We start from the raw sequence: 18993 nt of genomic DNA on the forward strand, positions 1-18993 counted from the left end.
GTTTACGTCTTATGGTTAGTCAATTATCAAATAACAAGGTGGGATTGTTGTGAAAACATATATTTCAATATTATTGATTCTGATCATTGTTGTCTTTACTGGTTGCAGTAGCAGTAACAATCACTTAACAAAAACATCCGCGCTAGAAAAATATCAGTATCAAGCAGGTGAAAGAATGGACTTTCAGGGGATTATTGTTGAAAAAAATAATTCAGGAGTTACTGTTATAGTTGGTTTATCCGAAAAAGAAGTAAAAGGTAAAACAACGAATGAAATCATCACTCAGTATGAACCAAAAGCTTATGATGTTTCAACACGTGATATAAAAGCAAATCTTGAAGTTGGCGACCATGTCAAAGTGTGGACAAATGGCATGTATGAAGATAGTAGAATTAGACGAACAACTGCTACAAAAATAGAAATTGTAAGGTAATCCATATACTAACTGTACACATCTGATTTGTTAAGACGACACGAACATACATGCTTAATAGCCGCGTAGCTGCGGCTTTTTTGGTGTTGACTTCAAGTGAGCTTGAAGTAATAGAATCGAAATGTCCATAAACGAAAAGACGATGATCATCAATCTATTTCCATCGTTGGTTTCGTAGCCGTATTCGCAACAAGTGCGAGGCGTGGTTCGAGTGAGCCAACATAGGAGAAATAGGCAACGATTCAGCACGAATGAGATAGAGCCCGAAACGCCAGTTGTAGGATAATCAATATATGGTTTTTCGGTATAGTTTCTTTGTTGCCGAACATTTGCTGTTGAATGGGAGAGAATGTATTATCATGTCTAAATTCATCCGATGGTTTGAAGGATGTATGATCCGTAGGCTGGGCGTGCTAATCGAATACGAGCATCATGCGGTTTTCAGAAGGATGTATGAGGATTATTTGCTGCATCTGTATCACAACCAGTGGAAGGCCGATCCGCGGCAAAACCTTGTGCATCGTTTCAACGCGACTGCAAAGAAGGCGGATGGAGCTGAGCGCAGCTCATAACGATGCCTTATCTTACCCCTCATCCTAGACAGGAACAATGCTCAAGCCGCAAACGGGGCTTCACATCCTTCCAGGTGAGGTCCCAAGGTAATGCCGCCAATCATCAGCAGGGCAAGGGAGCAATAGCAAGCAGAGATTAGAAAAAGGAGTTCGCCAGCAGCGATCTCCTTTTTTCTTGAGCTTAGATAAAGCAAATGCTATTTAATATAATTCCAGACTCCTACAACAAATTCATAAACGAAATAGATCGAGAATCCGATTAACATGATCCCTGCAATGACCGAAACCCATTGAATCATTCGGCGGCTCATGACCTTTCTGGTCACGGAAACGACCGATAGAAGTCCGATGTCATGAATCAGGATTCCGCTAAGTACGCCGCATGCCGCAAACGCGAAACTTCCTGCATTGCTGGAGCTGTAGGAATCGGAAAGGACGGCGCCGAATACGGAGACCCAAAAAATAAGATTGCCCGGCGATACCGCCACAAGCAATCCGTTTCTGTAGGTGCTCCAAAACGATTTTTGCGTTTTTTCGTCCGCAGGGGTGATGTCCTTGTCCGCATTTTTGATGGAATCATAACCCAAATAGGCCAGAAAAGCTGCACCTACGAGCCAAAGCGGCAGTTGAATATATGGCAGCGACAGGAGGGAGGCAAATCCTAAATACATCGCTATAATCAAGCTAAGATCAATGGTCATGCCCCCGAGGCCGACAGCCCAGCCATGAATAAATCCGTTTTTCAAACCTTGCTTCGTCATTTCTACGGTAACTGCCCCAACCGGCATGGCGATCGCAAGGCCAATCAGGAAGTACTTCAAGTATATTTCCATGCAATATCCCTTTCATCTTATGTAGAATTCATGCTGCTGGCGAAAAAACAGTAACATCCAGTGTAAACCATAAAATCATCCAAAACAAGAACTTATTCTCTGTCGGGGCGGGTTCCGATCATATTGCCATTTAAAATGTGTCATAATTTTATATATGAATTGTCGCAAGATTCGATTTAAATAAGATGAACTCTGTGATAATTTATAGTGGAATGTCAGAATATTATATATCGGAGGTACAACATCGTGACCATTCGAATTGGCAAAATCAGCTTATGGCATGTGCATGCCTGGGACTACATCCGCCAAGCCGAGCAGCATGAAGAGACCGTGCTGGCTGCCGTGTGGGATGAAAACGCCGAGCGCGGCAAAGAGGCGGCTGAGCGCCTGGATGTACCTTTCTTCCCGGAGCTCGGGACCATGCTCGCACAGGAGGATCTGCAAGCGGTAATCGTGGATGCGCCAACCCGCCTTCACCGTGAAGTCATCGTGGCCGCCGCCAAGGCGGGCAAACATATTTTTACCGAGAAGGTTCTTGCTCCAACGCTGGCGGAAACGAACGAAATTTTGGCGGCCGTTCGGGAACACGGTGTTAAACTGACGGTTTCGCTGCCTCGCTTGAACGAGGGATATACGTTGAAAACGCTGGACATCCTCCAGCAAGGTTTGCTGGGTAAGATCACACATGTCAGGGCCAGGTTATCGCATAATGGAGCGATTGGGGAATGGCTGCCAGAGCATTTCTACAGCCTTGAAGATTGCCTGGGAGGCGCGCTGATTGACCTCGGATGTCATCCGATGTACCTGGCCAAACTTTTCCTTGGGGAGGAAGTTACCGGAGTTCAAGCGAATTTCGGATACGTGACCGGCAAAGAAGTCGAAGATAACGCCGTCGTGACCTTGTTTACGGAATCAGGCGCCATCGGCGTGGTCGAGGCTGGATTCGTGAACAGCCATTCCCCATTCACGATCGAGATTCATGGCACGGAAGGGTCGCTGCTATACGGTACGCCTGAAGCCAAGCTGCTTATTCGCACCAACAAAGGTCCCGAAGCTTATAGGGAGTGGACGGAAGTCCCATTGCCTGATCGTAAAGAAAGCGCATTCAATCAGTGGGTTTCCCACATTCTTGACGACACCCAGGCGGTGGATAATGTTGACATGGCCGTGGAGCTGACCCGTTTGATGGAGGCATCCAATATTTCTGCTAAAGAAGGGCGAAAAATTTCGCTTCACGAGCTGCAGGCGTAACTAGGGAAGGCGGGTGGAGCTTGTGAGCCGATATCCCTATGGAAAAATGCTTGAACGGCAGGATTTGCTGGAGAGACTGGATGTTTCGATCCTATGGGGGCATTACGAAATTCGGGTCCTCCGATTTCATTTGACTTCGTTTCCCGCAGGAAGGGTCATCGATTTCCACAATCATGCCGAATACGAATTTCACTTTATCCCCCGCGGCAAAGGAATCGTAATTCTTGGGGAGCAGTCGCATTCCTTGTCCGAAGGCATGCTGTATTTGACAGGCCCTGGCGTGGTCCATTATCAGGAAGCGGATGCCGAACAGGACATGGACGAATTATGCCTGCACGTGGACATCGTCCCGCGCCGGAGGGAAGATGTTGATCCTTGGGAAGCGGCCGAAGCGGAAGAAACGGTGCAAAAGCTCGGCGCGCTGCCGCTTGTTCCTGTCCAGGATTACCATCGGGCCATGAGCTGTTTTTTGGAAGCATACGAAGCGTGTGATCATAAACGCGTCGGGTATTACACAACGATTAAACAGCTGGTCGTCAGCATTTTGCTGCGGACGGTTCAGGCTTACGACAACGGACCGTACCAAGCGGAAGCGCCCATACGGGACATGACCATGTACAGGTATGAATACGCGCTCCAATACATGGAGGCCAACCATCCCGCAGCCGTGACGCTGGAACATGTGGCAGAAAAGCTTCATATCAGCACAAGGCAATTGCAGCGGATATTTTACCAGGTTCAGCCGAACATGCCGTTTAGCCGCGTGCTGGAAGATATTCGCCTGCGCAACGTATGTCGCAATCTTGAGGAAAACAGCCTTTCCATTGAAGAGATCGCCGGCGCTTCCGGGTTTGCCAATGCCAATTATTTGCATGCCGTCTTTCGCAAGCGCATGGGTCTGACTCCGGCGGTTTATCGCAAAATGAAACAAAGTTCAAAATAAACAGGTGTGAGGAGAATGGATATGGAAAAAGTATACCGCGTAGGAATCATTGGATGTGGCGGCATTGCCAAAGGGAAGCATTTGCCCAGTTTGAGCAAGCTGGATCGGGTTGAGCTTGCAGCTTTCTGCGATATCGTCGAAGAACGTGCCGAAGAAGCGAAACAAAAGTATGGCAGTTCAGATGCCAAGGTATATGCGGATTACCGCGAGCTGCTTCAGGACGAAACGTTGGATATCGTGCATGTGCTCACCCCCAACAATTCGCATGCGGAGATTTCCATTGCGGCCCTGGAGGCAGGCAAACACGTCATGTGCGAAAAACCGATGGCCAAAACGGCTGCCGAGGCCAAACTCATGCTTGAAGCTGCGGAGCGTACCGGCAAAAAGCTGACGATCGGATACAACAACCGTTTCCGGGAAGACAGCCTTTACCTGAAACAGCTGTGTGATGCCGGGGAACTGGGTTCGATCTATTTTGCCAAAGCCCATGCCATTCGCCGGAGAGCCGTTCCGACTTGGGGCGTATTTCTCGATGAAGAAAAGCAAGGCGGCGGTCCGTTGATCGATATCGGCACTCATGCCCTGGACTTGACGCTTTGGATGATGAACAACTATAAGCCGAAAGTGGTCCTGGGTACGACCCATCACCAGCTTTCGCAAAGGGAAAATGCCGCAAACGCATGGGGACCGTGGGATCCCAAACAGTTTTCCGTCGAAGATTCCGCCTTTGGCATGATTGTCATGGAAAATGGCGCAACCATTATGCTGGAATCCAGCTGGGCGCTCAACTCGATGGATATCGATGAGGCCAAATGCAGCTTGAGCGGTACCGAGGCAGGCGCGGACATGAAGAACGGACTGCGGATCAACGGGGAAAAACTGGGCCGCCTCTATACCCAGGACGTGGAGTTAAGCGCCAATGGCGTCGCGTTCTATGAAGGAAAAAGCGAAAGCGCTCCGGACGTCGAGATGCGCAAATGGATCGAAGCGATCGACAAAGACGAGGATCCGGTCGTTACGCCAAGGCAGGCATTGGTCGTGTCGCAAATTTTGGAAGCGATCTATGAATCGGCACGTACCGGCAAGGCCGTGTATTTGAACGAATCCAACTAATCAAGCCATGTGAATTGCAGCTTAGCGGAATCGAAAATGACCCCCGTTCTAAACGAATGCGGCAGTTGAGAGAGGTTGTACACTCTTGGCTGTCGTATTTTTTATCATTGAAGGCGAGAAGACTCCCTCCTCAAAAGCGTCAGCTTTAGGCGGGGAATGAATTGCCATTTTTTTCTATCCAAAACCGAACGTATGTGCTATAATAACTGCAAGGAACGGAGGTTTATGGCATGCTCTTCCATAAAGCATACAAGTATCGGATCTACCCCAATCGTACTCAGCAGCAGTGGATCCATCAGATGTTTGGCTGTTGCCGCTTTGTGTTCAACTATTTTCTGGGACAATGGAAGGATACGTTTGACGCTACGGGCAAGAGCTTGTCGTACCATGCTTGTGCCACGCAGCTTCCAGATCTAAAACAAGAACATCCTTGGTTGAAAAAAACGGATAGTATTGCCCTACAATCGGCTGTTCGGCATGTAGCCGATAGCTTTGATCGTTTCTTCAAGAAGCAGACACAGGCTCCGCGTTTCAAAAACCGTAAACATCCAGTGCAAAGTTACAAGGGCCCGATACACCAATGGAAACATCGCTGTGAATGGGAGGAAGCTGAAGCTCCCCAAGCTGGGGTGGCTGCGGTTTGCAAACTCTCGCACCTGTGAAGGACGCATCCTCTCGGCTACGGTACGGCGAAATGCCGCGGGGAAGTATTTTGTATCGCTCATTTGTGAAGTGGAGATCGAGCCCTTGTGGGATAACGATAAGTCGGTAGGGATCGATCTAGGACTTAAAACGTTTGCGGTATCCTCCGAGGGTGTGCGGGTTACTCATCCGAAAGCCTGGAGCCAATATGAAAAGAAGTTGGCAAGTTGGCAACGGAGGCTGGCCCGGCGCACGAAAGACGGCTCCAATTGGAAAAAAGCCAAACGGAAGATCGCCCGGATCCACGAGAGAATGGCGAATATCCGCCATGACTTTTTGCACAAGCTGTCCACCAAGCTGATTCGTGAAAACCAAACGATCAGTACCCTAGGACTTAAAAGTTTCAAACATGCTCAAGAATCACAAGCTGGCCAAATGGATCGCCGATGCGTCCTGGAGTGAATTCAGAAGGCAGCTCACGTATAAAGCGGAATGGTACGGGCGTACCCTCAAGATTGCGGAACCGTTCGCTCCGACAAGTCAAACCTGCCATGTATGCGGAGCGCTACACCGAGAAGTGAAAGATCTTTCGGTACGGCAATGGGTGTGTCCATCCTGCCAGACCCTCCATGATCGAGATGTTAATGCAGCCCGAAACATTAAGGATGTTGCCATATAGATCGTCATATCGAAAAGAACTGTGGGGACCACAGGGATCGCTTGGTCCACTTCGAACCCAGAGGTTCGATTACCCAAGAATCCCCCCACTTCAAGCGAAAGCTAAGTGGTGGGAGTGTTCAAGCACGCACCAAGCCGATCAAGCAGGATGGAACGGCGGAAGAGGCGTCCAAAATTACGGAAAGTTTCAATGGCGAGACCATTGAATATACGGTTGAACCGGATGGCACGATCTATTTGATTCCAGCCACGGCAGGTGCCAAAGTATATTTCAAAAAATCAAAAACCTGCTCTGAGGGAAGCGTACTTCAGCTTGTTCGAGCGGGCCGAAGAGAACCATGCCCGTGAAGAAGGCGACACAACGAGTACCGCGAGAGGAAAGGTTCAAAACTTTGTGTCGTTTACGGTGGACGGGAACAAACTTTCCGCATTGACGTATGAAATTAATCAAAATAGCAATACAAAAATCCGAGCACTGACTTGGGTGAAGCTTACTACAGTCTCTTTGATCGCGCGGAAGAGAACCATGCGGCCAAGTATGGTCCGGATCCTAAAGACAACCGTCGACCAATGCGCAGCCAGGTTCAGAATTTCGTTGGCATTACGATTGAAGGAAACAAACTGACGGCAGTGACCTATGAGATCGACCAAAACCTGCATGACGCTGCGCCGTTTGTCATTGACCAATTTGGTATCGTAAAGAAATCCGCTGTAACGAATCCTAGCAATCCGGGGAATTCGGGTTCGAATCCGGGAACGGGTTCCGGATCGGGCGGAAACGGTGCAACTACCGGATCTGGTGGAAACGGTACAACCACTCAACCAGGCAGCAGCACGGACAAAGATCAAGATAAAACGAGCACTACGCCGGGCAGTGGAACGAACCAAGGGTCCCAACCTGGGACAGGTTCGAGTTCCGGCGGAAGTTCGGCAAATGCGCCGGCGCTTAAGGATATTTCGAGCCATTGGGCAAAAGCAGCCATCGATAAAGCGGTCAGTGCAGGGTTCGTAAACGGGTACGGCGACGGTACATTCCGTCCGGATCAGAAGGTCACCCGTGCCGAATTTATGGCGATGCTCAGCCGGGCTCTGGGACTCAAAGAGGCAAGCGCAAGCGGCAGCTACGCGGATGCGTCACGGATTCCTGCATGGGCCAAAGCTTATATCGACAGTGCCGTGGAGGCCGGAATCATCCAAGGTTACCCGGATGGGTCCTTTGGTCCGCACAAACCGCTGAGCCGTGCGGAACTCGTGACAATCATCGCGCGCGCAGCGAACTTAACAGCGGATGGTTCGAAGCAGCTTGCATTCAGGGATGCAAACGAAATTCCGGCATGGGCGCTGCCGTATGTGGCGGCCGCCGTTGAATCCGGATTGGTGAACTGTGTAGGCAATAACCGGTTTGCTCCAGGGAAAATCGCGACCCGTGCCGAAGCGGTAACGATTTTGACCCATTTACTTGATCTTCAAAAATAAAAGATCGCGAGCAATAATAATTAGTGAGGGAAGACACCATACGTGGTGTCTTTCTTTGTGTAATAGAGCTAATATTCCGTTTTCTGGCGATTTGGACACACAAACGACAAACGGAATCAATAAAATAGGTTCATCTACCGTGAAAGTTGAAAGGCGGTCCTGGGGATACTGAAAGGAAAGCGCGTTTATACAGGTTGAACTGCACATTTTATATATTCTAACAGAACGAACATTCAGTATACGACGAAACCTTCAACACCAGCACGATAACTCGATCATGAAATGCACCATGAAGAGGGGGATCACATGAACTGGGTCATGGAAACCGTTAGCCAATACGGATACGCCGCCATATACATATTGCTCGCTGTAGGTATCGTGGGACTGCCCATTCCTGATGAAATTTTGATGACGACGGTAGGTTACCTGGCTTCGATTCAAACGCTGGATTACATGCCTTCTATTGCGATCAGCTTTTTGGGAGCCATGACCGGCATGATGCTGAGCTACTGGCTGGGCAGAACGTTTGGACATCCATTGTTGGTTCGATACGGAAAATATGTCTTTCTGACACCTGACAAGCTGGATAAGGTTGCCCATTGGTTCAAACGTTACGGGGGATGGACGATTCTGATCGGCTACTTCATTCCGGGATTACGCCACCTGACTTGTTATTTTTCGGGCATTAGCGGCATGCGGTTCAGAAATTACTTCTTCATCGCCAGCCTTGGCGCTTTGCTCTGGTGTTCCATCTTCATCACTATGGGCCACGCGCTTGGCCGAATGACTTAAATGATCATCATCGTTCGATTCGGGAGAGAAATGGGGTTTGACACAATGAGTCGTTTGTTGACATGGCATGCGGGAACCGACGAAGACTTGTTCACCACGCTCATGGAGCGCTACCGGAACATGGTTTTTCGATTGGCTTCCAAATACTTCAAAGAACGTCAGGATTGCGATGACATCGTACAGGAAACGTTTTTGCGGGTTTATAAAAATATGGACAGCATGGACGAGAAAAAAAATATCACGGCATGGATTTATCGAATCGGCAAGAACGTCTGCCTGGACACATTGAAATACCGAAAGGTTCGAAAAACGGTCAGTTCACTTGGCTCGGACCAGTCGGATGTTCTCGAATGGATTCACATCATCCCCTCCGATGAGCAAACGCCGGAAGAGAAATTGGTGCACAACGAAGAAGCAGGCAAGATCCATGCGATGATTCAGAATATTCCCTCGAAATGGAGACCCTACATTTATCAGCGTTATGTGCTCGGCATGTCATTGAAAGAAATCAGCGCTGTAAACCAAGTTCCGGAAAATACGGCCAAAACCTATTTGTTCCGGGCACGCAATGATTTGAAGAAACGTTTGGTCATGGAGGCGCCCGTCAACGGCATTCATACCTTTTCATAACTGATTGCAAAGCATCGTAAAGTAAGGAGAATGCATGAAAAATTGGGGAATCACGCGCAAATTATTTTTGGTGACGGCATTGTTTTTTGTTTGCTTTTACGGGATCGTTATTTTTTCCCAGCTGTTTTTCTTTGAACGCTTTTATGAAAATCACAAGCTCGGCAAGGTTGAACAAAATCTGGCTAGACTGGCCGAATATTATAAGGATACGCCGGGTGACAACAAGAGGTTTTCCAACCAGATGCTGCAGTTCATGAATCGAAACAAAAGCCAGGTCACGGTTGTGGATATGAAGGGAAACTTGGTATGGGAGGACCCCTACCACATGATTATAACGGAGGATGACGGTCAAAAAACAAACGTGTCTCTTTCGCTGTTCATGAATCTGTACGGGGAAGAGTTCAAACGTTTGGACATTAAGGTGGGGGATCGTCTAACCGTTTGGAGCGATGAAGACATCGAAGCGATGGAGAGCGCGAATCCCGATCACGTGATGTATCCCGGCCAAATATCCAAGAAAGGCCTGCCGCTCATCGGTGAACAAGGGGATTCGTCCAAAACGGTCACGGGCACCGTAACGGAGCTTACCCTGCCCAAAGTCTGGAACAACCGGCACGGGCTTCTGATGGAGGCGATCTATGAGCAATTCCCGTTGCCTGATACCCTGATCGAAGACCTCCGCAGCATGAAAAGCGTTGAACAGGAATGGGAGGAACCGTGGAGCGGTACCCGCAACATCATTACGATTCAACCTGTACAGCGACCCGATCAGGAGCTGGTGTTGCTGTTTTCGCTCACATCGCTGCAGGAAGTAAGCGACACGAACGAGGCATTCCAATGGTTTTCGATCTATTGGGGAATCGGAGGAGGTGTGCTCATTTTGTTTTTGTCGCTCTTTTTCTCCAAAGTCGTTACCCGCCCGCTTATTACGTTAAATCAGATGGCCAAACGAATGGTCAAGCTTGATTTCAGCATGGAACCGCCGCCTTTGCCGCAGCGTGATGAAATGGGAAGCCTGGCTCAAAGCATGTATACGATGTCCGTCAATCTCGACGCGGCATTACATGAGGTGACCAAGGCGAACGAGAAGCTGCAAAGGGACATGGAGCAGAAGCAAAAGCTCGAAAAGATGCAGCAAAGTTTTTTCTCAGGGGCATCGCATGAGCTGAAGACACCGTTAAGCATCATTAAAAGCTTTGCCGAAGGATTGCATGACGCCGTGAGCGTGCAAAAGCAGGACCACTATGTATCCGTCATTATCGAAGAGACGAAAAAGATGGAGAAGTTGATCAAAGACATGCTTGATTTGGCCCGGTTTGATTCGGGATCGATTGCGCTTCGAAAGACGACCTTTTTGCTCAGCGAACTGACGGAGCGGGTGGCCGGCAAGCTCATTCATGCCTTGGACGGCAAACGGTTGGCCATCGACGTCGTTCCGGTAAATGAGCTTCCCATCGTGGCCGATCCGGACTGGATCGAGCAAGTGATCCGGAATTTGCTCGTAAACGCGGTTCGGCATGCGGATGAACATAGCATCATTACCGTGGAGATTCGAAGCAGCGCCCTTTCGACGAGGTTGACGGTAGAAAATAAGGGCCAGCCCATACCTCAATCCCAATTGGACCTGATCTGGGAAAGATTTCACCGGATCGATGCATCGCGAAGCGGTTATAACAGCGGCAACGGGTTAGGCTTGTCCATCGTCAAACAAATTTTGGACATGCATGGCAGCGGATATGGCGTAACGAATTTGGCCGATGGGGTTCGATTTTTCGTTGAATTTCCCACGGGCGAGGGAGAAGAGAGCTAATCCCCTAATCCAGCTTTCTCTTCCTGGGCATTTTGGGTCTCGTCAGTTCGAAACTGTGCCGGACCAACTCTTGTATATCGTCATCCGGCAATTCGCCGTCCAGATAGACCGTGTTCCAATGCGCCTTGTTCATGTGATATCCCGGCGTAACGTCCTTGAACATGCCGCGCAGGAAATCCGCGCGTTCAGGTTCGCATTTCAGATTGACGCATGGACGACCGCCCAGCTCCATAATGAGCGCAAACATTTTTTTGTTCCCGGCGTGGCGCATCGTAGTGGATTCAGGGCCAAAAGGATGGTCTTCGTAAGCGCCGAGAAAGGTCAGGCAATATTCGACGAGTTCGTCTTTTGTCATGGGTGATCGCCTCCATATGTATAAGGATGATTGATCATCATTATATCAGAATGCGCGTTCGGTTTGCAGTGAATCAATGACGTTGGAATAAGAAAAGGGAGGGTTTGCGTCGTTCGCAAGCCTCCCTTTTTACATATCACGCTCTAATAGACATCGTTGGCGTATCGTTTGGAACGAAGCATGTCTTTGACGTAGGATTCTGCCTCGTCCCTGCTCATTCCACCATGCTTCTGAATAATATTATGCAGCGTGGCATCGACTTCCTTGGCCATTCTGGAAGCATCCCCACAAACGTAGAAGTGGGCGCCTTCCTCAAGCCATTTCCATAATTCCGCTCCATGCTCCAGCATGCGGTCCTGAACGTAGATTTTTTCCTCCTGATCCCGGGAAAACGCCGTATCCAAACGGTGGAGGTACCCGCTGCGCTTCATCGATTCCAGCTCATCCTCGTAGTAGAAATCGGCCGCTGCCCGCTGCTCGCCAAAGATCAGCCAGTTCCTGCCCGTGGCTTCCTGGGCTTGCCGTTCCTGCAAAAATCCGCGGAACGGACCGATGCCGGTGCCTGGACCGACCATAATCATCGGAGCTTCCGGATTTGCCGGCGGCCTGAAGTGGGTGGATTTTTGCACGAAAATGCGAACCTCACCGCCTTGCTCGGCCCGATCGGCCAAATATGCCGAACATACGCCGTGCCTTCGTGCTTCGTTGCATTCGTAACGAACCGTGGATACCGTAATATGCACCGTATCAGGATCGGCGAGATAACTCGACGAAATAGAGTAGAAACGGGGCTGGAGAGGCTTCAGAATGGATAACAGCTCTTCCGTGTTTAGCCGGATCGGAAATTGCTGTAAGACATCGGCAATCTGGCGGCCCCATAGCCACTGCCTCAATGGTTCCTTGTCATCATCCTGGATAAGGCGCTTCAAGGTCTCATCTCCGGAGCGCTCTTGCACGAATTGCAAAAATCCGGGGGTGATGCGCGCAATTTCAAGATGTTTGAGCAGCGCCTCCGATAGCGGGATTTCCCGATCTTTAATATTCACCAGAGTTGTGGAATCAAGCCCGGTCGCCTGCAAAATTTCTTCGACCAGCGAAGGGCAGTTGACTGGCCAGACGCCGAGCGCATCGCCTGCTTCATAATGAAAGCCCGTGTCGGAAATATCGAATGCATAATGGCGGGTTTCTTTCTCGGAACCTTCGCCGCTTAACAACCGGTTCGAAACAATGCGTGTATGCAAAGGGTGATTGCGATCGTACGTTTTCAAGGCGCCTTCGTGCAAAGGAGCTTCCTTCAAATTGATTTCGATCTTTCCAATCCATGGTGCGATCTGCTGTTCGAAATCGGTATCGCAATCGACCCGGTCCGTCAGCCTTGAAGCGCCGAGCTGTTCCAGCCTCGCATCCAGGTTCCGGGCGAACCCGCAGAATTCATCGTAGCTGGAGTCGCCCAAGCCCAGGACGGCATAGCGTAAACCGTGTAAACGCGGAGCGTTATCCGACTTCAGCGCATGCCAGAAGGCTTCGCCGTTATCCGGCGGGTCGCCGGCTCCAAAGGTGCTTGAAATGAACACCGCGTTTTGTTCGGAGGCCAAGTCTGCAATCGCGTATTCGTTCATGCATACAAGCCGGGTATCCAGCCCTGCTGCTCGGAATTTGCGGCTGCACTCGTTCGCCACGTCCTCCGCATTGCCGGTTTGGGAGGCCCATAACAGGGTCAATTTGGGTTTAGCGGAATCCGTCTCGCCCGTTTGCTGGGGCATTGTGGCAGTTGCGGAGGCTTCGGCATAAGGACTCATTAAAGGAAGCAGGTTCGTTTCCGGAAGCTGGGTGCGCGAGAACATGCCGGCCAGCAGTCCGTCCAGCCATAACTTTTTGGAAGGATCGACAGGGGCGGTATGGGGCAATACCGGCACGCCGGAGGGAGCTATGGCTTCATCCGCACGCAAACTGGCAATGAAACCGGCGAGATAGATTTTCTCATGACCATCCAAGGTCATCTCCGGCGAGGCGGGGATGCCTAATAGATCGGCAAGCGTATCGACCTTAGCCATATACTTTTCCTCCTTTTGCAAATGGTTCATGGTGTCGGCGGCATCGCGAGAGAATTCCCTGCCTCGGGGCGAAGCAGGATGACTCGTTGTTTGATCCGCAACAACCGTAAGGGAAACCGCGCTGTATTTGAACTCGGGTTGGAGAGACACCGGATCGATGGCATCGCTCGTCACCGCGTTAATGGCGAGGTGTTCGCCGAATGCATCATTCCAATGAAACGGCGCAAAACAGCTGCCGGGCATGACGCGATCCGTAATGACGGCAGGCAGGATCGCATGCCCGCGGCGCGATTGGATGTGGACGCGATCCGATTCGCGGACGCCTAACGCTGCTGCATCTTCGGGATGGATTTCGATGAAAGGGCCGGGATTCAGCTTGTTCAGCTTGGCGATCTTCCCGGTTTTGGTCATGGTGTGCCATTGGTGCTGCAATCGTCCCGTATTTAAGACAAATGGGAATTCGCTGTCCGGCAGCTCTGCGGGCGGGGCGTACGGCCGGGCCCAAAACACGGCTTTGCCGCTGTCGGTGGCGAACGAAAGGGAGGGAAGGATCCCGTCCTCGTTTTCCCGCAGCTTCTGGCTGATTCCATCGTTCAGATACCGTATCGGGTTACGCGTCTGATCCGATTGGGGGGCGCTGGGCCACTGTACGGGCGCCTCGCGCAATCGCTCGTATGAAGCGCCGCGGATATCGTAACCGGTTTTGGGGTTCCAGGCTTGCTGGATTTCGCGGTAAACATCGGCCGAACTTGCGTAGGTGAACGCATCCGAAAATCCCATCTCGCACGCGACCTCGGCAATGATCTTCCAATCGGGAAGCGCCTCGCCGGGAGGATCGACCGCTTTCCTCATCAGCGTCACATTGCGCTCGGAATTGATCATCACGCCTTCGGCTTCGGCCCACAGCGCGCCGGGAAGCATAATATCCGCGTACGCGTTGGTTTCGTTGTTCAGGAACGCATCCTGCGTAATAACCAATTCGGCTGCCTGAAGGGCTGCAATGACGTTGCTGCGGTTTGCGACCGTGGCGACCGGGTTCGTGCAAATGATCCAGCATGCTTTGATATCGCCCGTTTGCATGCTCTGGAACATGGAAATCGTGCCTGTACCCACTTCCGTACGGATCGTGCCGCGGGGGATGTTCCACAGGTCTTCCATGAAATGGCGTTCTGCTTCAACAAGCACGGACCGTTGGCCTGGAAGACCCGGACCCATGTATCCCATTTCGCGGCCTCCCATGGCATTCGGTTGCCCGGTGAGGGAGAAGGGGCCGCTTCCGGGACGGCATATTTTGCCTGTAGCCAGATGTAAGTTGCATATCGCATTGGTATGCCACGTACCGTGCGTGCTCTGGTTAAGGCCCATCGTCCAACAGCTCATCCATTCGGGGGATTCGCCGATCCATTGGGCTGCCAGGCGAATATCCGCTTCGGGAATGCCGGTGATTGCGGCCACTTTGTCCGGCGTGTAATCGTCAAGGAAATCGGGCATGCTCTCCCAGCCCGCCGTGAATCGGGAGATGAAATCCTGATCGGTGTGCCCGTTGTGCACGAGCAGATACAAGATTCCGTTAAGCAGGGCGAGATCCGTTCCCGGCTTAATTTGCATGTAGAGGTCTGCCTTGTCGGCGGTCGCGTTGCGGCGTGGATCGACGACGATCAGTTTGGCGCCGGCTTTGACGCGATCCATGACTCTCAGAAACAAGATGGGATGGCAGTCGGCCATGTTGGCTCCGATGACGAAAAACAGATTCGTGCGGTCCATATCTTCATAAGAACCCGGAGGACCGTCCGCGCCGAGCGAAAGCTTGTATCCGCTGCCGGCGCTGGCCATGCAAAGACGGGAATTGGACTCGATGTGGTTGGTGCGAATGAAACCTTTGGAAAGTTTGTTGACCAGGTACTGGGCTTCCAGCGACATTTGGCCCGACACGTAGAACGAAATGGCGTCAGGACCATGTTCGTCAAGAATAGAGCGCAACCGTCGCGCCGTTTCTTTAATGGTTTCTTTCACGTTGGCCTGAACGGGAGCTTGCCCGCGGGCAGGGCGTTGGTACGCAAACTCCATTCTGCCCGATTCAACCAAGGCCTCGGCACATGAGTTCCCTTTGGTGCACAAGCGGCCGTAATTGGCGGGATGCTCCTTGTCGCCGGTAACTTTAATGACGCGATTGCCGGATACTTCCATAACGATTCCACAACCTACGCCGCAATAAGGGCAGACGCTTTTTATTTTTTCAGTCATCATCGAAATCACCATACTTGACGTGTATATGACACGGATTTTTTTGTAGCTTGAATGTTGTTTATTAAAAATCCAATTTATTCGGAACTGTTTAGCTAAAATATATATCGCTTCACGATATAAGTCAATAAATTAATGTTATGTTACATGACATGGTAATTGTGATTTTTAAAAATGAATGTTTAGAGAGGGTGGATAGGCGGTGTGTAGGTGGAATAACATATCATTATATGTTATGTATAAGTTATGTTTGAGTTGTGTCACTGAAGAAAATGAAATAAACTCTATATAGGTTGAACTAGACATTTACACGATAACGGAGAGGGCAGAAAGAATCTGAAGAAGCGAAGCGGTCTAAAAGCTTTCTGAAAGAAAGCTGCATCGGAAGCATAAGCTTCACCGGATTTTGCAAAAAGGAGATCAAAAAAATCTGGGGATAACAGTGATCGGAAGATGGTTCTGACTACGTAGTGACTCCGTGTAAAAATCATCGGTTCAACTTATATAGATAATGATCTCGGTTGAAGGAGTTTTTCGATGTCCATGAATCCATTGCCCAAACATATTTATGAGCAGCTTGCCATGTTCCGCTATCGCATTCGCAAGTTCATTCGGTTCAGCGAGGAGGCCGCACGAAGCAAAGGACTTACCCCGCAGTATCATCAATTAATGCTCTCGATTATGGGATTTCCTGATCGCGAGCATGCTACGCCGACAGAACTGGCCGAACGGCTGCAAATTACGCCGCACGCTTGCGTCGAGTTGGTCAAACGATGCGAGGAACTTGGCCTGGTAAGCCGATTCCCCAACGAACAGGACAAACGCAGCACGTTCATTCGGCTGACGGAACACGGAATGGAATTGTTGGCCGAATTGTCGGAGATTCATATGGAAGAGCTGAAACGGGCTGGTTTGCTGGAATTTCAAGGGCTTTAGGCGGTTTCGGTCGCGCGGCTTGAGGCTGGACGGAGAACGAAGAAAAGATGAGGGAGGGACAAGTCGCGGCGCGAATGCCGACCGTTCATGTGTCAGGAGATAAAAAGGGAGCCACTGAATGCTAACGTTCAGTGGCTTTTTCGGCATGCTGCACGGATGGAAGCCGGCCCGATAACAGCGCTCCGCCGCTCGGGTCGTTGCCTGCCGCAAGCTCGCCTCCGTGCCGCCGGATGATGCGCTCGGAAATGGTCATGCCCAGGCCGCTACCTCCGGTAGCCCGGTTCCGGGACATTTCGCCCCGAAACAAAGGCTCGAAGAGCCGACCTAGTTCCTCCGGGGCAAACCCCGGTCCGGTATCCCGAATCGTAAACCAGACCTGATCGTTCGCGGAGCCGCACTCCACGCTGACCTTTCCATGATCAGGCGTGTATCTCACGGCATTATCCAGCAAATTGCTTATCGCACGTTCCAGCAGATGAGCGTCGCCGCGAACGATGCACGCTTCCGCGGAACGTACCGCGAGCGTTACGTTCTTTTGCCGGGCGAACGGCTCCACGCTATCCGCCGATTGCTGCAGGACCGTGCGCAGGTTGACGATTTCCTTGGCAATCGCGCCTTCGCCGTAATCCATTTTGGCAAACGTAAACAAATCCTCGACCAAACGGTGCAGCTGGGACGCTTTTTCCTTGCAGACGGCTATGTACTTCGCCGTTTTCTCGGGCGACTGGGCAATGCCGAGCTGCAGTCCGTCAAGGTACCCGCGCAGCGCGAAGAGGGGGGTTCTAAGATCATGCGCTACGGCGGCAATGACGAACCTGCGCTCTTCTTCCAGCTTCGTTTGCTGGAGATTGGACTTCTTCAGTCCTTGCACCATCTCATCGAAGGCATCCCTGACATCGGCGATTTCTTTAATGCGGGAAGCAGGCATCGGCACGTTCCACTCCCCGCCGGCAAGCAGCCGCACGGATGCGCTAAGCTTCTCAAGGGGTTTGATCAAATAACGCCGCATTTCCATGCCGATCACGAACAATGCCAGCAAAAACCCCGTGAAGATGGACCACACTTGAAGCTGGTTTGTTTTGGGGAGATACAGTTCGACCCTCCCCTTCAATCGGCCGTCTTCCATCAGCGTATACCGTTCAACGGAAGCATATCTTTTGGTTTGGTTGACATCGGAACGATAGATCTCCTGGCCGGATGCCGAGAACAGGGAAACATTCATGTTTGCGTGATCCAACAGGCCTTTCAGCTGGGCTTGCCAATCGGATGCACTCCACCGTTCCGTATTCCTTTCGATCTGTTCAACGATTTCGTTCTGCTGCCTTTGCTGCTCTTCATTCGGCAGCGGGGCAACGGAAAATCTGAACGTCCCGGATTCGATGTAATGGGCGGTCACAAACAGGAGCCAGGGCAGCAGCAGGATGAACAACAGATAAAGCAGCATGAGTTTACGAATCCGAAGCGTTCTCACGAGATCCTCCTTCAAAGCGATATCCCACGCCCCATACGTTGACCAGAAGCTGCGGATTCGCGGGATCTGCCTCGATTTTCTCGCGCAGACGGCTTAAATGCACCCGTACCGTGTGCCTGTCGCCGATGCCGCCCCAAAACTTGTCCAGCAGTTGATCATACGTAAATACTTGCTTCGGATGCTGAGCGAACAGGAGCAGCAAATCATATTCCTTTGGCGTGAACATGACTTTGCTGCCCTCCACGAATACTTCTCTGGATGCAAGATTCAATTGCAAACGATCGTATTCCAGCAGCGGTTCGACCGCGGATGGAGGAGGGGAGAAGGTACGCCTTAATACGGCCTTCACTCTGGCGACGATTTCGCCAGGCGAAGCCGTCTTCACGATATAGTCGTCGCCGCCCAGCGTGAGTCCCCTAATTTTATCGACGTCATCGCTTCTGGCACTAAGGAACAAAATCGGCACACTGCTTTCTTTGCGGATGCGGCGGCACAGATCGAAGCCGTTCTGCCCAGGCATCATGATGTCCAGAACGATGCATTGGATCGCATGCTGCCGGAGCGCGTCCCAGGCTTCGGCAGCGTTGCAAGCAGTGATGACGCGGAATTGTTCGTTTTCCAAAAAGTCCTTTAACAATTCGACAATGCTAAGGTCATCGTCGACAACAAGCACGGTGCTTGAATCAGTCATGAATATCCCACCTTCAAAACCTAGTGTAGCATGATCGCAGCGAAAACCGGTGGAAGTTTATCATTTTGT

General features: G+C 50.8%; 16 protein-coding genes and 1 pseudogene. 12 read left to right on the forward strand and 5 right to left on the reverse strand.

Going from position 1 to position 18993, the window contains the following annotated elements; translation table 11 throughout:
- The first annotated feature begins 49 nt into the window (after nucleotides 1–49).
- The gene (locus SNR34_RS13940) at nucleotides 50–433 is read left to right on the forward strand and encodes a DUF3221 domain-containing protein (protein ID WP_236416997.1); all 384 of its coding nucleotides are present in this window, start codon (nucleotides 50–52) and stop codon (nucleotides 431–433) included.
- Between the two features lie 359 nt (nucleotides 434–792).
- Nucleotides 793–1005, forward strand: a complete 213-nt coding sequence (locus tag SNR34_RS13945; RefSeq protein WP_486182175.1) for a hypothetical protein — start codon at nucleotides 793–795, stop codon at nucleotides 1003–1005.
- Between the two features lie 197 nt (nucleotides 1006–1202).
- Here SNR34_RS13945 and SNR34_RS13950 read toward each other — a convergent pair whose 3' ends face one another.
- Nucleotides 1203–1838 (reverse strand): LysE family transporter, encoded by a 636-nt coding sequence (locus SNR34_RS13950; RefSeq protein WP_486182176.1) that lies wholly within the window; start codon nucleotides 1836–1838, stop codon nucleotides 1203–1205.
- Between the two features lie 246 nt (nucleotides 1839–2084).
- On the opposite strand from SNR34_RS13950, the gene SNR34_RS13955 reads away from it, so the two are divergent.
- The 9 genes and pseudogenes from SNR34_RS13955 (at nucleotide 2085) to SNR34_RS13995 (ending at nucleotide 11173) form a co-directional block, all read left to right on the forward strand.
- The gene (locus SNR34_RS13955; RefSeq protein WP_486182177.1) at nucleotides 2085–3089 is read left to right on the forward strand and encodes a Gfo/Idh/MocA family protein; all 1005 of its coding nucleotides are present in this window, start codon (nucleotides 2085–2087) and stop codon (nucleotides 3087–3089) included.
- A 22-nt stretch (nucleotides 3090–3111) separates the two neighbouring features.
- Nucleotides 3112–4032 (forward strand): helix-turn-helix domain-containing protein, encoded by a 921-nt coding sequence (locus SNR34_RS13960; protein WP_236417000.1) that lies wholly within the window; start codon nucleotides 3112–3114, stop codon nucleotides 4030–4032.
- Nucleotides 4033–4053: 21 nt separating this feature from the next.
- Nucleotides 4054–5145 carry a Gfo/Idh/MocA family protein gene (locus SNR34_RS13965; RefSeq protein WP_236417002.1) on the forward strand — a complete coding sequence of 364 codons (1092 nt, stop codon included), beginning with the start codon at nucleotides 4054–4056 and terminating at the stop codon, nucleotides 5143–5145.
- A 230-nt stretch (nucleotides 5146–5375) separates the two neighbouring features.
- Nucleotides 5376–6466: pseudogene (gene tnpB, locus SNR34_RS13970) on the forward strand (IS200/IS605 family element RNA-guided endonuclease TnpB).
- Between the two features lie 41 nt (nucleotides 6467–6507).
- Complete coding sequence (locus SNR34_RS13975) at nucleotides 6508–6813, forward strand: hypothetical protein (protein ID WP_486182178.1); 306 nt, start codon at nucleotides 6508–6510, stop codon at nucleotides 6811–6813.
- Nucleotides 6814–6945: 132 nt separating this feature from the next.
- Nucleotides 6946–7941 (forward strand): S-layer homology domain-containing protein, encoded by a 996-nt coding sequence (locus tag SNR34_RS13980; RefSeq protein ID WP_486182179.1) that lies wholly within the window; start codon nucleotides 6946–6948, stop codon nucleotides 7939–7941.
- A 306-nt stretch (nucleotides 7942–8247) separates the two neighbouring features.
- Nucleotides 8248–8733 carry a DedA family protein gene (locus tag SNR34_RS13985; protein WP_486182180.1) on the forward strand — a complete coding sequence of 162 codons (486 nt, stop codon included), beginning with the start codon at nucleotides 8248–8250 and terminating at the stop codon, nucleotides 8731–8733.
- Nucleotides 8734–8778: 45 nt separating this feature from the next.
- On the forward strand, nucleotides 8779–9363 hold the full coding sequence (locus SNR34_RS13990) for an RNA polymerase sigma factor (RefSeq protein WP_486182181.1): 585 nt from the start codon (nucleotides 8779–8781) through the stop codon (nucleotides 9361–9363).
- 34 nt (nucleotides 9364–9397) lie between these two features.
- A complete protein-coding gene (locus tag SNR34_RS13995; protein ID WP_486182182.1) occupies nucleotides 9398–11173 on the forward strand; it encodes a sensor histidine kinase in 1776 nt (591 codons plus the stop codon).
- A gap of 4 nt (nucleotides 11174–11177) precedes the next feature.
- Here the strand turns inward: SNR34_RS13995 and SNR34_RS14000 are convergent, their stop codons facing one another.
- Nucleotides 11178–11528 carry an MmcQ/YjbR family DNA-binding protein gene (locus SNR34_RS14000; protein WP_486182183.1) on the reverse strand — a complete coding sequence of 117 codons (351 nt, stop codon included), beginning with the start codon at nucleotides 11526–11528 and terminating at the stop codon, nucleotides 11178–11180.
- A 143-nt stretch (nucleotides 11529–11671) separates the two neighbouring features.
- Nucleotides 11672–15829, reverse strand: coding sequence for a sulfite reductase subunit alpha (locus SNR34_RS14005; RefSeq protein WP_486182184.1), 4158 nt, complete (start codon nucleotides 15827–15829; stop codon nucleotides 11672–11674).
- Between the two features lie 534 nt (nucleotides 15830–16363).
- Here SNR34_RS14005 and SNR34_RS14010 point away from each other — a divergent pair.
- A complete protein-coding gene (locus tag SNR34_RS14010; RefSeq protein ID WP_236417017.1) occupies nucleotides 16364–16762 on the forward strand; it encodes a MarR family winged helix-turn-helix transcriptional regulator in 399 nt (132 codons plus the stop codon).
- A gap of 121 nt (nucleotides 16763–16883) precedes the next feature.
- Here the strand turns inward: SNR34_RS14010 and SNR34_RS14015 are convergent, their stop codons facing one another.
- Nucleotides 16884–18233: a sensor histidine kinase gene (locus tag SNR34_RS14015; RefSeq protein ID WP_486182185.1), complete on the reverse strand. Its 1350-nt coding sequence runs from the start codon at nucleotides 18231–18233 to the stop codon at nucleotides 16884–16886.
- Nucleotides 18211–18924 (reverse strand): response regulator transcription factor, encoded by a 714-nt coding sequence (locus SNR34_RS14020; RefSeq protein WP_486182186.1) that lies wholly within the window; start codon nucleotides 18922–18924, stop codon nucleotides 18211–18213. Before SNR34_RS14020 ends, SNR34_RS14015 begins: the two co-directional genes overlap by 23 nt.
- Nucleotides 18925–18993 lie beyond the last annotated feature (69 nt).

It is taken from the genome of Paenibacillus sp. XP01, from assembly GCF_057364885.1.

Coding starts and splice junctions, on each gene's coding strand:
- SNR34_RS13950 (WP_486182176.1), bottom strand. CDS start 1,838: ATGGAAATATACTTGAAGTACTTCCTGATTGGCCTTGCGATCGCCATG.
- SNR34_RS13995 (WP_486182182.1), top strand. CDS start 9,398: ATGAAAAATTGGGGAATCACGCGCAAATTATTTTTGGTGACGGCATTG.
- SNR34_RS13965 (WP_236417002.1), top strand. CDS start 4,054: ATGGAAAAAGTATACCGCGTAGGAATCATTGGATGTGGCGGCATTGCC.
- SNR34_RS14020 (WP_486182186.1), bottom strand. CDS start 18,924: ATGACTGATTCAAGCACCGTGCTTGTTGTCGACGATGACCTTAGCATT.
- SNR34_RS14005 (WP_486182184.1), bottom strand. CDS start 15,829: ATGATGACTGAAAAAATAAAAAGCGTCTGCCCTTATTGCGGCGTAGGT.
- SNR34_RS14000 (WP_486182183.1), bottom strand. CDS start 11,528: ATGACAAAAGACGAACTCGTCGAATATTGCCTGACCTTTCTCGGCGCT.
- SNR34_RS13990 (WP_486182181.1), top strand. CDS start 8,779: ATGAGTCGTTTGTTGACATGGCATGCGGGAACCGACGAAGACTTGTTC.
- SNR34_RS13985 (WP_486182180.1), top strand. CDS start 8,248: ATGAACTGGGTCATGGAAACCGTTAGCCAATACGGATACGCCGCCATA.
- SNR34_RS14010 (WP_236417017.1), top strand. CDS start 16,364: ATGTCCATGAATCCATTGCCCAAACATATTTATGAGCAGCTTGCCATG.
- SNR34_RS13945 (WP_486182175.1), top strand. CDS start 793: ATGTCTAAATTCATCCGATGGTTTGAAGGATGTATGATCCGTAGGCTG.